This window comes from Litorerythrobacter xanthomarinus, assembly GCF_046254955.1.
GTDB lineage: Bacteria > Pseudomonadota > Alphaproteobacteria > Sphingomonadales > Sphingomonadaceae > Qipengyuania_C.
The window spans coordinates 187,090-201,155 of sequence record NZ_JBJXRG010000002.1 but is presented as its reverse complement, the minus strand read 5'-3'; the positions used below and the strand labels follow the sequence as shown (position 1 = coordinate 201,155).

At 59.5% G+C, this 14,066-nt stretch carries 17 protein-coding genes; 8 read left to right on the top strand and 9 right to left on the bottom strand.

What is annotated here, in order from left to right; translation table 11 throughout:
* The 7 genes from ACEWMW_RS10270 to ACEWMW_RS10240 are packed head-to-tail and all read left to right on the top strand — an operon-like array spanning position 1 to position 4,939.
* On the top strand, positions 1–786 hold the full coding sequence (locus ACEWMW_RS10270) for a crotonase/enoyl-CoA hydratase family protein (RefSeq protein ID WP_409413839.1): 786 nt from the start codon (positions 1–3) through the stop codon (positions 784–786).
* Positions 783–1,610: an SDR family NAD(P)-dependent oxidoreductase gene (locus tag ACEWMW_RS10265; RefSeq protein WP_409413838.1), complete on the top strand. Its 828-nt coding sequence runs from the start codon at positions 783–785 to the stop codon at positions 1,608–1,610. Before ACEWMW_RS10270 ends, ACEWMW_RS10265 begins: the two co-directional genes overlap by 4 nt.
* Complete coding sequence (locus ACEWMW_RS10260; RefSeq protein WP_409413837.1) at positions 1,607–2,152, top strand: hypothetical protein; 546 nt, start codon at positions 1,607–1,609, stop codon at positions 2,150–2,152. Before ACEWMW_RS10265 ends, ACEWMW_RS10260 begins: the two co-directional genes overlap by 4 nt.
* Positions 2,149–2,724: a hypothetical protein gene (locus ACEWMW_RS10255; protein WP_409413836.1), complete on the top strand. Its 576-nt coding sequence runs from the start codon at positions 2,149–2,151 to the stop codon at positions 2,722–2,724. Before ACEWMW_RS10260 ends, ACEWMW_RS10255 begins: the two co-directional genes overlap by 4 nt.
* Positions 2,721–3,341, top strand: a complete 621-nt coding sequence (locus ACEWMW_RS10250; RefSeq protein ID WP_409413835.1) for a hypothetical protein — start codon at positions 2,721–2,723, stop codon at positions 3,339–3,341. The genes ACEWMW_RS10255 and ACEWMW_RS10250 overlap by 4 nt, the downstream gene beginning before the upstream one ends.
* Entirely contained in the window at positions 3,338–3,895 is a 558-nt protein-coding gene (locus tag ACEWMW_RS10245; RefSeq protein ID WP_409413834.1) for a hypothetical protein, read from the top strand. Before ACEWMW_RS10250 ends, ACEWMW_RS10245 begins: the two co-directional genes overlap by 4 nt.
* Before the next feature lie 33 nt (positions 3,896–3,928).
* Positions 3,929–4,939 (top strand): zinc-dependent alcohol dehydrogenase family protein, encoded by a 1,011-nt coding sequence (locus tag ACEWMW_RS10240; RefSeq protein WP_409413833.1) that lies wholly within the window; start codon positions 3,929–3,931, stop codon positions 4,937–4,939.
* Here ACEWMW_RS10240 and ACEWMW_RS10235 read toward each other — a convergent pair.
* The 8 genes from ACEWMW_RS10235 to ACEWMW_RS10200 form a co-directional block, all read right to left on the bottom strand.
* Positions 4,936–6,030, bottom strand: coding sequence for a DUF2855 family protein (locus ACEWMW_RS10235; RefSeq protein WP_409413832.1), 1,095 nt, complete (start codon positions 6,028–6,030; stop codon positions 4,936–4,938). The genes ACEWMW_RS10240 and ACEWMW_RS10235 overlap by 4 nt on opposite strands.
* Positions 6,031–6,060: 30 nt before the next feature.
* Entirely contained in the window at positions 6,061–6,690 is a 630-nt protein-coding gene (locus ACEWMW_RS10230) for a glutathione S-transferase family protein (RefSeq protein ID WP_409413831.1), read from the bottom strand.
* Between the two features lie 4 nt (positions 6,691–6,694).
* Positions 6,695–7,822, bottom strand: a complete 1,128-nt coding sequence (dnaN, locus tag ACEWMW_RS10225; protein WP_409413830.1) for a DNA polymerase III subunit beta — start codon at positions 7,820–7,822, stop codon at positions 6,695–6,697.
* Between the two features lie 146 nt (positions 7,823–7,968).
* On the bottom strand, positions 7,969–8,514 hold the full coding sequence (locus tag ACEWMW_RS10220; protein ID WP_409413829.1) for a hypothetical protein: 546 nt from the start codon (positions 8,512–8,514) through the stop codon (positions 7,969–7,971).
* Positions 8,511–9,263: a 3-oxoacyl-[acyl-carrier-protein] reductase gene (gene fabG / locus ACEWMW_RS10215; protein ID WP_409413828.1), complete on the bottom strand. Its 753-nt coding sequence runs from the start codon at positions 9,261–9,263 to the stop codon at positions 8,511–8,513. Before fabG ends, ACEWMW_RS10220 begins: the two co-directional genes overlap by 4 nt.
* A 9-nt stretch (positions 9,264–9,272) precedes the next feature.
* On the bottom strand, positions 9,273–9,701 hold the full coding sequence (locus ACEWMW_RS10210) for a GNAT family N-acetyltransferase (RefSeq protein WP_409413827.1): 429 nt from the start codon (positions 9,699–9,701) through the stop codon (positions 9,273–9,275).
* A 3-nt stretch (positions 9,702–9,704) separates the two neighbouring features.
* Positions 9,705–10,640 (bottom strand): ACP S-malonyltransferase, encoded by a 936-nt coding sequence (fabD, locus tag ACEWMW_RS10205; RefSeq protein ID WP_409413826.1) that lies wholly within the window; start codon positions 10,638–10,640, stop codon positions 9,705–9,707.
* 30 nt (positions 10,641–10,670) lie between these two features.
* Positions 10,671–11,501 (bottom strand): LD-carboxypeptidase, encoded by an 831-nt coding sequence (locus ACEWMW_RS10200; RefSeq protein ID WP_409413825.1) that lies wholly within the window; start codon positions 11,499–11,501, stop codon positions 10,671–10,673.
* Between the two features lie 53 nt (positions 11,502–11,554).
* Between ACEWMW_RS10200 and ACEWMW_RS10195 the strand changes: the two genes are divergently transcribed.
* The gene (locus ACEWMW_RS10195) at positions 11,555–12,982 is read left to right on the top strand and encodes a glutamate ligase domain-containing protein (RefSeq protein ID WP_409413824.1); all 1,428 of its coding nucleotides are present in this window, start codon (positions 11,555–11,557) and stop codon (positions 12,980–12,982) included.
* Between the two features lie 3 nt (positions 12,983–12,985).
* Here the strand turns inward: ACEWMW_RS10195 and ACEWMW_RS10190 are convergent, their stop codons facing one another.
* A complete protein-coding gene (locus tag ACEWMW_RS10190; protein ID WP_409413823.1) occupies positions 12,986–13,945 on the bottom strand; it encodes a DUF808 domain-containing protein in 960 nt (319 codons plus the stop codon).
* Positions 13,946–14,066 lie beyond the last annotated feature (121 nt).

Sequence of the window (14,066 nt, the reverse complement as noted above, 5' to 3'; positions counted from 1 at the left end):
ATGTCCGTTAGCTATCGCATCGAGGGATCATGCGTAGTTGTCACCATCGATCGGCCCGAGCGCCGCAATGCAGTGGACGCGGCCACCGCAGATGGATTGGTGGAAGCTTTTGAGCGCTTCGACGCGGACCCTGCGGCGAGTGTCGCCATACTGACAGGCAGCGGAGGCTCGTTTTGCGCCGGGGCTGATCTGAAAGCCATTTCTAACGGCAACAGCAACAAGATATCTGAAACCGGTCGCGCACCAATGGGCCCCTCGCGCTTGCGCCTGTCCAAACCGGTCATTGCTGCGATCGAAGGACATGCAGTCGCCGGCGGGATGGAGCTAGCCCTATGGTGTGATTTGCGAGTTATGGCAGCAGATGCGGTGATGGGCATATTCTGCCGACGGTTTGGTGTCCCGCTGATAGACATGGGCACTATCAGGTTGCCGCGCCTCATCGGGCATTCGCGCGCGATGGATTTAATTCTCACCGGACGTGCGGTTGATGCGGAGGAGGCATTGGCTATCGGACTGGCAAACCGTCTCGCGCCACCGGGCGGCGCCTTGGCGGCGGCGCTGGAACTCGGAGAAATTCTTGCGGCATTTCCGCAAACTTGCCTGCGAGGCGATCTGCGCTCAGCCAAAGAGCAGTGGTCGCTCAGCGAGCATGATGCCACCGTCAACGAAATCAGGATCGGATTGGCGACTGTGGCAACCGGCGAGACCCGTGACGGGGCGACCCGTTTCCGCGAAGGCGACGGAAGGCATGGGCAGTTTGCCGCAACGAAAAAACCCGGCTCGTGAAACAATTCGAGCCCCAACCCGATGACTGGGCCGTCGTCACCGGAGCCGGTCGCGGGATCGGGCGTTTCCTTGCTCAGCATTTCGCCGGCAAGGGCATGCGCATCTGCGCGCTGGATATCGACGCCTACGAAGCCGAGCAGACCGCGAGTCTGTGCGGAGAAGACAGTCGCGGGAGCGGCTGTGATGTTTCCGACCGTGAGGAAGTGGCGAGCGTCGCAGAGAAGCTGATCGCGCAAGGCATCGTCCCGAGGCTGCTATGGATCAATGCGGGCGTGGGCAGCGCCGCCACCGTCATCGACACCAAGGACAGCACGATCGACTGGCTGATGGGCGTAAATGTATATGGCCCGATGTTCACCGCACGCGCATTCGTCCCGGCGATGAAGGCTGCAGGCAAGCCGTGTCATGTTGCGATCACCGCCAGCTCGGCCTCGGTTACGCCGGTAGCCGGACCCTTCACGCTCTATGCCACCACTAAACAGATGACCGCTGCTATTGGCGAAGCGCTCACTGCAGAACTCGCCGAGGACGGCATTGGCGTAACAATCCTGTGCCCCGGCATCCTCGACACCGATATCTGGAATGCCGCTCAGGCGCGGCCCGAGCGATTTGGCGGTGCGCGGCAAACGCCTGACAAGGTGGGCGACCATTGGCGCGCCCAGCCCGGCCCCGATGTACTTGCGAAGGGTATCGACGAAGCATTGGCCGCAGGCGGCGGCTGGTGCATTATCCCGACCGAGGCGGACACCGAACCCAAGATGCTCGCGCGGCACGAAGCGCAGCGCATTGGTTTCCATCGCTATGCGGTGGGAGAAAGCGAATGACCCTGGAAACCATTTACTTCATTGGCCAAACGATCGCAGCATTCGCAATTGTGGGTTCCTTGATCTTTGTTGGGCTGCAGTCGCGTCAAGCCAGCCGCGCCAGCGAACTCATGGCATTCCAGATCACGCAAGACCGGTTCGATGGCATCCGCAAACTGCTTGTTGCCGACACCGAGCTTACCGAACTTTTCGATCGCGGCCTGCGCGATCCCGGGCAGTTGGATGAGACCGAACTCGTGCGCTTCCGCCTCATGATGTTTGTGGTAGCCGAGTCAGCCCAGTCTGCATACCTGTTGCATGAAGGTTCGCAGTCGAAAATCGCCACCTGGGAATCATTCGAGAGCGCGGCCGCAAGAACGCTAATCACACCGGGTGGTCGCGCTTGGTGGGCTATGTTTCGATCCGAACTGAACGAGAAATTCGTCAAACGAATGGACCCCCTGCTCGTCGAGCATCCAATCGGAAGGGTCGTAACGAGAGACGACTGGATCAACGCACTCAATGCGCTGGCCAACGAAAAAACTGGGGCAAACGAACAATGAACCTCGAAGCGATCTACTTTATCAGCCAGGTTGTCGCAGCGGTCGCGCTGGTGGGATCGTTGGTATTTGTGGGCATCCAGATCCGTGAGGCGCGCAAGCAAGCTGAGCATGCGGAGCGCACGGCCAAGGCGCAAGTCTTTCAGCAGATCACCGATGCCTATCGCCTTGAGGCGACCAAGTGGACATCTCAACCGGACATCTATCGGATCGTGTTGGAGGGCCGCCCACTGGACGCCGTGACACAGGAAGAAAGAACACGCCTGGCTGGCCTTTTTTTCTCTTCAATGCACCTCGCCCAGAATATCTATTTCCAGCACAAGAGCGGCCTGCTCCCGGATCGTGCTTATCGCAGCTATATCGCCTTTCTTGCTTCCCTTTGCAGCAGACAGACCGGCAAGGCGTGGTGGGAAAGTCGGCGCCCATTCTTCGATGACGAGTTCGCAGGGATGATTGATGAGGAGTTCTCAAAGGCCCACTTCCTGGGCGGTGATCGATATCATGCGGATGAAAATCAGGGCCATGCATCTCACGATTCGCAGGCATCCACTTCCAAAGAGGAAGTCACTTCATGAACCTCGAAGCCGTTTACTTCATCAGCCAGGCTATTGCCGCAGTCGCGCTGGTGGGATCGCTGGTGTTTGTGGGTGTGCAGCTTAGACTTTCGAGGAAAATGGAACGCGCATCGGCGCAGCGTGAAGTATTGGTGCGCGTCGCCGAGTGGCAGCGAATGGTCCTAACCGACGAGAACAAATCATACGATACGTTTGTAATGGGCCTGGCGGATTACGAGAACGCACCGGCCCTTACGCGGATCCACGTCGAAAAATGCCTCGCCGAATTTGTATTCATTTGCGAGTCTGCTCTCAACATGCGCCGGGACGGCTTTTTCAGTGATGGAACGTGGGCCGGAATCGAGGGTGTCACCTTGACTCTTTTGATGTCACCCGGTGGCTCGCAATGGTGGCAATTTGGACGCCAGTACATTGGTTCGGAAATCGTTGGGCACATTGATGCCCGATTGGCAGAAATTGCCGCTGGAAAGCCGCTCAATGTGACCCTGGCGCCCTCCATGGAGATCAGATTGCAAGAGCTTGCTTCTGAAGCAGCCTCGATCGCAGCCAGCTCTCGAGATGCTCCGAATTCCGATCTACCCAAAGCCGACTTAAGCTCGAAAGAGGACACTCAATGAACCTCGAAGCGGTCTATTTTATCAGCCAGGTTATCGCAGCGGTCGCGCTGGTGGGGTCTTTGGTGTTCGTCGGGATCCAGATCCGGCAAGTATCGTTTCGCCAGAAACGCGAGACTCAGCAAACTCGCGAAGCCACCACGGTTGAGGGTCTCAACAAGCTGACTGACCCCGAAGTAGGCGATCTCTGGTACAAGTTGGTCGTCAATCCGGATGCCCTGAGCGAAGCGGAGATTTCGCGCGCCTATTTTGCCGTTGGATCGATGATGGTTGTGACCCGCGCGCGATTCCATGATTACAAGAATGGCCTGCTGAGCGAAGAGCATTGGCTGCCGCTCAAGGGCAATGTCTGTTACATGCTGACCAGCCCCGGCTTTCGCGCAATCTTTACAGTGTCGAGGCAGACAGCCATTGCCGATCCCGAGTTTGATGCCGAGTTTGCCGAAGTGCTCGAACAGCCACCAACGAACGCGCACAAGAAAGTTGTCATGCAGATCAAACAGTTGATTGACGAGGTAGGGGCAGGTCGGACAGCGAATGCTGAAGACCAAGACTAAACCGTCGGCCTAAACCATGAGGAAATCACCGCAATGAAAGCCATCCGCACGGGCGCAACGCCCTCCACGCTTGAAGCGCTCGAGCTTTCCGATATCGACGACGCGCCGGGGCCCGGCCCGGGTGAGATCACCGTCGCGATCAAGGCCAGCTCGCTCAACTATCACGACTATGCGGTGGTCAAGGGCATGATCCCGGCCGCCCAAGGCCGGATCCCGATGTCCGATGGCGCGGGTGAAGTGACGGCGGTGGGTGAAGGCGTCTCCGAGTTTGCGGTAGGCGACGGCGTGGTCAGCACCTTCTTCCCCGAGTGGCTCGACGGCGCGCCGCCGACCAGTGCATTTACGCGCGTTCCGGGCGACGGGATCGACGGCTATGCGCGCGAGGCTATCACCGCGCCGACAACATGGTTCACCAAGGCGCCGCAAGGATATTCGCATGCCGAGGCGGCAACGCTCACTTGCGCGGGGCTGACCGCATGGCGCGCGCTATTCGTCGATTACACGCTCAAGCCCGGTGACACCGTGCTGGTGCAAGGAACAGGGGGTGTCTCGATATTCGCGCTGCAACTGGCGAAGGCGGCAGGCGCGAATGTGATTGCGACCAGCTCGTCGGACGAGAAGCTGGAGCGCGTGAAGGCGCTCGGCGCGGACCACCTGATCAACTACAAGGACGTCGAAGCCTGGGGGCCAAAAGCGCTGGAAATCACCGGGGGCCGCGGGGTGGATTGCGTGGTCGAGATTGGCGGCGCGGGAACGCTCGACCAGTCCATGCTCGCAAGCCGCGTGGGCGGCCATGTGGCATTGATCGGTGTGTTAGCGGGCTTTGCCGGACCGGTGCAGACCGCCCTGCTTTTCTCCAAGAACCTGACCGTCCAGGGGCTAACCGTGGGCAGCCGCGCGATGCAACAAGACATGATCGCCGCGATCGACGCCAACGGCATCAAGCCGGTCATTTCGGACACTTTCGCGCTCGCCGATCTCGCCGATGCTTTCCGCCACCAGGAGGCGAACAAGCACTTCGGCAAGATCGCGGTCGAAATCTAGGGTTCGACGACAATCCCCTGCGAGGGATCGACCGAACCGCCGACCATCTCGACGTAGGTTTCGCGCGCGGCATCGAGCCCTTGCTTGCGCTCGATGCTGACCGTTCCGTCCGCCGCTTCGAGGAATCCTGCCCAAGCTGCAGCCATTCGCTTGCCCGCTACCTGCGGGCCAAGTTCCTTGAAGATTGCGATCGCGTGATCGGGCGCGAAGAACATGGTCGGCTGCGGACCGGGTAGTCCGTCCGCCTGCCCGGCAGGGCCGCGCCGCTCGTCAATATGTGTCACGCCAACGAGGCAGGAATATTTGAGATTGTCGCCCAGCGTCTGGTGGATGCTAGCGAGCAAGCTGCCATTGCCCGCGAAGTCGACCGAGACGCTCGGGGCCTGCGACAGCGAACCGACATCGTCATAAGGCAGCACTTCGTCATAGAGACCGGTACCCTTGACGAAATCGACATTGCCGGACGAAGTCAGGCCTACCCGCGTGATATCCGACGAGTTCTGCTTAGCGACGCTCGCCATGCCAATCGCCGTCTTTGACGAGGCGCTGGTCATGATGACGCGCTCGGCCCCGAACCAGTCATTCGCAGCCATAAAGTAATCGAGCAGGAAGCCGGTCTTGAACAGAGGGCCGAAAATCATCCGTTCTGCCTCGCGCGACGGATCGTGTTCCGGATCGGCGGCAAGGCGCGAATATTGGTTGTAGATCGGCGGCAATGGCTGGCGATAATCGGTCATGTCGACGAATCCCGATGCCGAGATATTGCCTGGCTCGACCACGAGATGCGTCGCCATGGGAAGATAGCCATAGACCCGCTCGCCGACTGCAACTTCGCCACTCTTGCTTTCGACAACCTTGGCGTGCCCCCACATCGGAACGATCAGCTTACCGACGACATTCTCGCCAAACGGAGGAAAGAATTTCCAGTAACCGATCTGCTCGCCAACGACAGCATAGGTGATGTTATTCGACGTGACGGAGAAGCTTTCGACTTCGAGCAGCACCTGCCCGTCGCCAATCGTTGGTGCAGGCACCTCTACAGTTTGCGCGTTATCGAGTTGGTCTTTGCGAACGTGAACTTGCTTTGGCATCGGCGGGTCTCCTTTGGAAACCTGCCTAGCTTAGTCTGGCTCGCTTTCCCACCTCGTAGCTTTGATAGATGCGCGCTCAGCTGTCTGCGCCATCCACGCAGAGAGCATGGGGCATTGCGCAATTCCCGCCCCGCCCTGCGGGGTCAGCTGCAGACCGCGCAGCACGCAATAGAGATAGACATCCGCGAGATCGAACGCGCCCCCGGTCCACGCACCATCGCTCGCGATCTCCGCGTCACAGAATGCCAAAGCTTTCGAAATGGTCGGAAGCGCTCGAGCGATCTTCTCGTCGTCGAGCGGTACCTTGGCATAGCGATGCATGATCCACGGCATCACCAGATTGTGCTCGAATAGCGGGAAGAGGTAATTGTTCGCGACCGCGATCCAGCGGTCCATCGCCGCGCGGGCTGCCGGATCAGCGGGCTGTAATCCGGCGCCATTGTGCGCATTATCGAGATACTGGACGATGCTGACGCTCTCGTAGAGGTCCAGACCGTCGACCTCGACTACCGGTACCTTGCCAAACGGATGGCGATTTTCCGGAGCATGCGCCGCCGTGGCAATGGTCTCGTGGCTCAGCCCCGCCTCTTCGCAGACAATCTGGACGATCCTGGTGTAAGTCGAAATGACCGTGCCGAAGATTCGGACTTCGGCAGGCACCGGATCAGACGCGCATCGGCATCAGCACATAGAGCGCAGGCGATTTCGCATCCTTGCGGATCAGCGTTGGCGCGCCGGCATCGGCAAGATGCAGTTCGACCGTATCGCTGTCGATCTGGCTGAGGATATCCTTGAGGTAATTGGCATTGAAGCCGATCTCGAGCGCGTCCGAACCGTAATCTGCCGCCACTTCCTCGGTCGCAGTGCCGTTGTCGGGCGATGTGACCGAAAGTGTCACCTTGTCGCCTTCGACACCCATCTTCACCGCGCGAGTTTTTTCGGTAGCGATAGTCGCAACACGGTCGACACCTTCGAAAAAGCTCTTTGGATCGAGCTTCAAGAGCTTGTCGTTACCCGTTGGAATAACACGTGAATAATCAGGGAACGTGCCGTCGATCAGCTTGCTGGTGAGGACAACGCCGCCCTCCCCGCCCAGCGTGAAGCGGATCTTGCTGGCGGAGAGATCAATCTGGACGTTTCCGTCCATCGATTCTTCCAGCAGTTTGCGCAGTTCGGCAACCGCCTTGCGCGGCACGATCACGTCCGGCATACCTTCGGCGCCATCAGGGCGCGCGAGCGTATAGCGCGCGAGGCGGTGGCCATCGGTGGCCGCGGCCTTGAGCACAGGCTCGTCTTCGTCCGAAACGTGCAGGAAAATGCCATTCAGGTAGTAGCGCGTTTCTTCTGTCGAGATGGCGAAGCGCGTTCGATCGACCATCTCGGCCAATGTCTTGGCCGGGATCTCGAAGCTGGTCGGCAGATCGCCTTCAACAATCACAGGGAAATCGTCACGCGGGAGCGTCGGCAGAGAGAAGCGACTCCGCCCAGCCTTGATCGCCATCCGGTTGTCGGCGGTTTCCAGGCTGACCTGGCTTCCCTCGGGCAATTTGCGGGCAATATCGAACAACAGGTGGGCCGATACGGTGATCGCCCCGGATGCATCGACACTTGCTGCGGCCATGTTCTCGACCACCTGCAAATCGAGATCGGTCGCCATCACTTTAAGCGATCCGGCTTCATCTGCATCGATCAGCACGTTCGAAAGGATCGGGATTGTGTTGCGCCGTTCAACAACGGACTGCACATGCGAGAGGCAACGGAGAAGCGTCGCGCGTTCGATAGTGGCCTTCATAGGTCCCTTCTCTAGTACCTGTTGCGCGCAGATGGCCGGAATCGCCCTCCAGCGCCGGATATGGTCAGTAAAACCTTAGCGGAGCCGCCTTAGCGGGCAAGCCAGAAGGGCGCAGAGCCTCGATTCCTTGGGGATAAAGTTGCATCTTATCTTAGCGCAAGCAACTTTGTTCGCTGGGCTCTACGCGCGGCGTGAAAAGCAGAAAGATGTAGGATCATATGTCGCGGCATTTCTAGCGAATCTATGCCGCGTCTCATCAATTCGTCTAACAATGCGGCGGCATTGTTTTGAGGAATCTTGGTTAGCCCGTACTCATCAAACAAAAAATCGGAAGCCGCCCGTACTTGCTGTATATTCAAGCCATCTGAACTAAGGTGCTTCTCGGCTTCTTCGAGAAATATTGCTGCAAAGAGGTACTCACCCCACGCGATTAGAAACTCATCCTTGACATTGTGGAGTCGTGCGCATTCTCGCGCAACCGAAACGAATTCGTCGACCTGAGTGCTGGTTGGCTGTGGTGGACTACTCTCTCGATTGTCAGCTGCACGCGCAAGAACTTCACGAAATTCAGTCGGCACGCCATCAAGAACGCAAGAAGTCGCCACATCGCTCACTTCTGCGGCGACAATCTGTGGAGAGCAAAGCATTGCTACGGCTAATGTTGCTGATTTAGCAGCTCTCATTTCGTTCAACTCAACATCGCCATGCCGCCGTTCACATGCAGCGTCTGGCCGGTCACGTAAGCAGCCTCGTCGCTGGCGAGATAGGCAACGGCGGCACCGATTTCCTCGCCTTCGCCCATCCGGCCCATCGGAATGCGGCTATTGATCGCGTCCTTCTGCTTGTCATCAAGCGAAGCTGTCATGGCTGTGCGGATGAAGCCGGGAGCGACGCAGTTAACGGTGATATTCCGGCTGGCCAGTTCCTGCGCTAGGCTTTTGCTCATGCCCGTAAGCCCCGCCTTGGCTGCAACGTAGTTCATCTGCCCCGGATTACCAGTTGCGCCGACCACGCTGGTGATCGAGATGATCCGTCCACCGCGAGCCTTCATCATCGGGCGGGCAGCGGCGCGCATCAGGCGGAAGCTTGCTTCAAGGTTGATGCGGATAACCTGGTCCCATTCCTCATCCTTCATCCGCATGGCGAGGTTGTCGCGGGTTATGCCGGCATTGTTGACCAGGATATCCATCTTGCCGAGCGTATCGACCGTGGCAGGAATCAATTCTTCCACTTGAGTCGTGTTGGAAAGATCGCAGGTTATCTCCACATGATCATGGCCAAATTCGTCGTTAAGCTCTTCGCGAAATGCACGCAGCTTGGCGGCATTCGAGCCGCTGAGCGCGAGGCGTGCGCCCTGCCGCGCCAACGCCCGAGCAATCGAGGATCCGATGCCTCCGCTCGCCCCGGTGACGAGTGCGGTTTTTCCTTCGAGATTAAACATGAATTTCCCTCACCATTCCAGGTAGTAGATCAAAGCCGGTTCGCCTTTAGCGCCTGTCTTCTCGTAGAGTCCACGGGCGGGAAGGTTGTCCGGCTCCGTGCCAAGCCAGATTTCGTCAATGCCCGCCTCGTCGGCTCGCTCGAAAACCGCTTTTATCAGCGCGTTCGCGATGCCTTTTCGACGCCACTCGTCGCCTGTGCCGATCTCATCCAGGAAAATCTCTGTTTGCTTGTCCGGATGATCGTGAACGACGCACATTACCTGTCCGACGACAAGCTCACCTTCGAGCGCGACACCGAGCCAGTTTGTCGGCTGGGCTAGATAACGTTCCAGGCGATCGGGCTTGATCGACTCATCGAACACACCTGGTGCGACATTCTCGAGGAGGGATGCAGTGGACAAATCGATCCATAGAATGCGCCAACCGCCCTCACCCATGTTTCAGAGTTCCTTCGCGAGAGCTTCGATATCATCCATGGTGACGACGCTGGTCACTTGGGCTTCCTTGTCAATCCGTCCGATCATCGGTCCAAGCACCTTGCCGCCCAGTTCGACGAAGTGTTCCACGCCGGCGCCGCTCATCGCCAACACGCTTTCGCGCCAGCGCACGCGGCCAGTGACCTGTTCGACCAGCAGGCGCCGGACTTCCGCCGGATCGGCGGTCTGAGAAGCGGTGACATTGGCGTAGAGCGGTAGGCGGAGCGCGCCCGGTGAAGTCTCGGCCAAGGCCTCCGCCATGGCATCGGCGGCAGGCTGCATCAGCGGGCAATGGAAGGGGGCGGAAACCGGCAACTTAATGCCGCGCTTGATCCCGTGCTCTTTCGCCAACTCGATCGCGCGCTCGATCGCGCCGGTATGGCCGGAGATCACGACCTGCGTGGGGTCATTGTCATTAGCGACGGTGCAAACTTCGCCATCCGCTGCCGCATCGGCCAGCGCCTGCGCCTTGTCGATATCCGCACCCAGCAGCGCAGCCATGGCGCCCTCGCCCACCGGGACAGCCGCCTGCATCGCTTGGCCGCGCAGCTTGAGCAGCCGCGCCGTATCGGCGAGAGAGAAAGCGCCCACGGCGCATAGCGCGGTATATTCGCCGAGCGAGTGACCGGCGACGCAATCGCCCTTGTCGACAATCGCAACGCCGCATTCCTTCTCCAGCACACGCAATGTCGCGATAGCATTGGCCATGATCGCGGGCTGCGCATTCTCGGTCAGTGTGAGCTGGTCTTCCGGACCTTCGCGCATGATCTGCGACAGCTTTTGGCCTAGCGCGTCGTCAACTTCTTCGAACACTTCGCGCGCTGCTGCGCTGGCTTCGGCCAGATCGGCGCCCATGCCGACTTTCTGGCTACCTTGGCCGGGGAAAACGAAAGCTCTCATCAAAAATCTCCGATCATTTGGAGCGCGCGACTATTGGCCCGCAGCTGGGCTGGCAAGTCCGAAGGGTACGATATGATTATCTAGAGTGTGGCCGACCCGCGCGCGCCCAAGGTAGGGGATTCCCGCACGGTCGCACCAGAACTTGGCGATCTGCTCTTCAGTCTGGCCAAAGTCGCGGTCGTTCTCTGGCACATTGCTGATCGCTCCAAGGCGCAGTCCCGCGACGCGTGGCAATGCGTTGGTGACCTGGAACATCAGCCGGTCGACTGCATATAGATGCTCACTCACCTCCTCGACCATGACGACATGGCCAGTTAGGTCGGGCATCATGGGCGTGCCTGTCAGCATCGATAGCGTGATCAGGTTGAAGGCCACAGCGGGCGTTTGTCCATCGAGCGATGGTTCAAGTCCCGAATTGTCGCCCGAGAACCAGCGTAACACGCGCCGCACGGCCTCGCGCCCGCTTTCGCTGCGCGCGCTGACCGGCATTGAGGCATGGACCGCCTGGCCAATCCCAGCGCGATAAAGCGCCCCCAGCAGATATCCGCAGTCGGAGAAACCAGCGTAGGTCTTTTCGCGCGCAGCGTCATTGAAACGGGCCAGCGCAGCCTGAGCGATGCGGTTGGAGCCATATCCGCCCTTGGCAAACCACACGATGTCGAAATCGGGATTGTTGGCACATTCGACCAGCGCTTCGAGGCGCAGGATATCCGGCCCGGCGAAGTGCCCCTCTTCAGCAAAGCATTGCTCGTGGAACCAGACCGAGTGCTGCGGGAACTCGGCAGCCACCAGCTCTTCCAGCGCCCGCGCATGGTCGCGGGTGATCGAGGTGGCGGGGGCACAAATGGCGATGCGCGACATTGCCGCATCGTGCCAGCTTGTGCTTGCCCGCACAACTCAATACCGGACAATGCATGTGCGAATTCCCCACTCCTGATGAACTCTTCGCCCGCCCGTTCTTCTTTTGCGGGATCGGCGGATCGGGCATGCTGCCGCTAGCGCAAATCCTGAAAGGACGCGGCTGCGAAGTCGCCGGATCGGACCGCGCGCGCGACCAAGGCCATACGCCGGAGAAGTTCGCCGCGCTGGAGCGGCAGGGTTTTGCACTGTTCCCGCAGGATGGCAGCGGGATTGCCTCAGGCGATCAGGTGCTGGTCGCCTCTGCCGCAGTCGAAAACACCATACCCGAAGTGAAACGCGCCAGAGAGCTGGACTGTCTGCGCCTCACGCGCGCCGAGCTCAATTCGATCCTCTTCAACACCAGCGGCGCGGGGATTGCGGTTGCGGGGACCAGCGGCAAATCAACCGTCACCGCTATGCTTGGCTGGATCCTTGCCAGCACAGGCCGCGATCCGACGATTATGAATGGCGCGGTAATGAAGAATTTCGTCGCGCCCGAACGCCCCTATGCCAGCGCCGTTGTGGGCGGCGAGGCGCTGTACCTGAGCGAAGTGGACGAGAGCGACGGCTCGATTGCGCTCTATCGCCCGGCGGTCGGCGTGCTGCTGAATGTCAGCCTCGATCACAAAAGCATGGAAGAATTGCGCCAGCTGTTCGGCGATTACCTTGGCCGCAGCCGAATTGCGGCGATCAATGCCGATGATGCGGAGGCGCTCGCCCTGCTGCCGCGCGCCAATGACGTGATCGCATTCGGCATCGATCAGGACAAGGCGCAGATCGGTATTGTGCCCGGCAGCATTGCCGAAAGCCCGCTGCGGCAGGCGGCCATGGTGGTGGACCGGCATGACGGAAGCGAGCATGCGCTGACGCTGGCCATGCCGGGCCGGCACAACCTCTCCAACGCGCTGGCAGCCATCGCAGGCGCGGCGGGTGCAGGCGTGCCGGTGGCGGCATCTGTCAAGGCGCTGGCGAGCTTCGCGGGCATAGCGCGGCGGTTCGACATCATCGGCACTACCGCTTCGGGCATCACCGTGATCGACGACTTCGGTCACAATCCGGAGAAATGCGCCGCGACCTTGCGCACGCTCAAGGCGCATCCCGGCCGTGTGATCGCCTTCTTCCAGCCTCATGGCTACGGCCCGCTGCGCCAGATGGGCGACGAGCTGGCCGAGACTTTCGCGCGCGAATTGGATGGCGAGGACCGCGTTATCATGTGCGATCCGGTCTACTTCGGCGGGACCGTCGACCGCAGCGAAGGATCCGAGCGGATCGTCAAGCTCATACGTGAGACCGGTGGTCAGGCAGAACACATTCCCACCCGCAAGGCTTGCGGCGACCGCATGGTCAGCATGGCTGGGCTCGGCGATCGGATTGTGATCATGGGCGCGCGCGACGATACGCTGACGAAGTTTGCTTGGGAACTTTTCGAGAGGCTGGGCTAACGCTCAATGCGCTTCGGCATCTCCAGGACCGTGTCCCATCTTGATGACCTTGTGCAGAACGAATGCGATGATCGCACCCACGACCAGCGCCAACAGCGCTGAAGCGGCAGCATAACTCAGCCAGCCCAGCACTCCGCCCAGCGCACCGGTTGTCGACTTGACCGCATATTCCAGCCCGTGCGCTGCATCATACAACCCGTGCAGCCCAAGCTCGTGCGTTCCGTGCAGCAAGATGCCGCCGCCTACCCAGAGCATGGCAATGGTTCCGATAAAGCTCAGAGCGGTGAGCAGGTATGGAACGAACTCCACCATTCCGCGACCGAATTTCTGAGCGAACTGAGATGGCTTCTCCGCCAGGTGCAATCCGACATCGTCCATCTTCACGATCAATGCGACTGCACCGTAAACAACGACCGTCACCGCAATGGCGACGATAGCTAAGGCAATGCCGCGCTCCCACCACACATCAAGATCAATCTCGTTGAGAGTGATCGCCATGATTTCCGCTGAAAGTATCAGGTCGGTCCGGATCGCTCCGGCAATACGCTCCTTCTCGAAGCTTGCGGGATCCTCAATGACGTCATCTACGGTTTTGCCGTGTTTTTCTCCGCCGAGCTTTTCGAGGACTTTTTCCGCGCCCTCGTAAGACAGGTAGAGTCCGCCCAGCATCAGGAAAAAGATAATCGCTCCGGGCAGAAATTCGCTCAGCAGGATCGCGCCCGGAAGCAGGATCAGCAGCTTGTTCTTGAAACTGCCCTTGGTGATCGACCAAATGATCGGCAATTCGCGCGCGGGTGAAAGGCCAGTGACATAGCTCGGCGTAACCGCAGCATCATCGATCACTACGCCGGCAGTCTTGGAGCCAGCACGGCCTGCAGCGGCAGCGATATCATCGACCGAAGCCGCGGCCGCCCGCGCAATAATCGATACATCATCGAGCAGGGCTACTAGTCCACCGGGCACGCATTTCTCCTGAAAGCTATCGCTATTGCTGTGTGTGACATACGAGCGAGACGCAAGAATTATCCCAAGATGCCCTGCCCTCTCCGCAAAATGGCTGATGGAGTAAGCAGTTGCACACGAC

What these genes read in the sequence shown, in the direction of transcription:
- ACEWMW_RS10270 (WP_409413839.1), top strand. Translation starts at nt 1, where the DNA reads ATGTCCGTTAGCTATCGCATCGAGGGATCATGCGTAGTTGTCACCATC.
- ACEWMW_RS10260 (WP_409413837.1), top strand. Translation starts at nt 1,607, where the DNA reads ATGACCCTGGAAACCATTTACTTCATTGGCCAAACGATCGCAGCATTC.
- ACEWMW_RS10255 (WP_409413836.1), top strand. Translation starts at nt 2,149, where the DNA reads ATGAACCTCGAAGCGATCTACTTTATCAGCCAGGTTGTCGCAGCGGTC.
- ACEWMW_RS10250 (WP_409413835.1), top strand. Translation starts at nt 2,721, where the DNA reads ATGAACCTCGAAGCCGTTTACTTCATCAGCCAGGCTATTGCCGCAGTC.
- ACEWMW_RS10245 (WP_409413834.1), top strand. Translation starts at nt 3,338, where the DNA reads ATGAACCTCGAAGCGGTCTATTTTATCAGCCAGGTTATCGCAGCGGTC.
- ACEWMW_RS10240 (WP_409413833.1), top strand. Translation starts at nt 3,929, where the DNA reads ATGAAAGCCATCCGCACGGGCGCAACGCCCTCCACGCTTGAAGCGCTC.
- ACEWMW_RS10235 (WP_409413832.1), bottom strand. Translation starts at nt 6,030, where the DNA reads ATGCCAAAGCAAGTTCACGTTCGCAAAGACCAACTCGATAACGCGCAA.
- dnaN (WP_409413830.1), bottom strand. Translation starts at nt 7,822, where the DNA reads ATGAAGGCCACTATCGAACGCGCGACGCTTCTCCGTTGCCTCTCGCAT.
- fabG (WP_409413828.1), bottom strand. Translation starts at nt 9,263, where the DNA reads ATGTTTAATCTCGAAGGAAAAACCGCACTCGTCACCGGGGCGAGCGGA.
- ACEWMW_RS10210 (WP_409413827.1), bottom strand. Translation starts at nt 9,701, where the DNA reads ATGGGTGAGGGCGGTTGGCGCATTCTATGGATCGATTTGTCCACTGCA.
- fabD (WP_409413826.1), bottom strand. Translation starts at nt 10,640, where the DNA reads ATGAGAGCTTTCGTTTTCCCCGGCCAAGGTAGCCAGAAAGTCGGCATG.
- ACEWMW_RS10200 (WP_409413825.1), bottom strand. Translation starts at nt 11,501, where the DNA reads ATGTCGCGCATCGCCATTTGTGCCCCCGCCACCTCGATCACCCGCGAC.
- ACEWMW_RS10195 (WP_409413824.1), top strand. Translation starts at nt 11,555, where the DNA reads ATGTGCGAATTCCCCACTCCTGATGAACTCTTCGCCCGCCCGTTCTTC.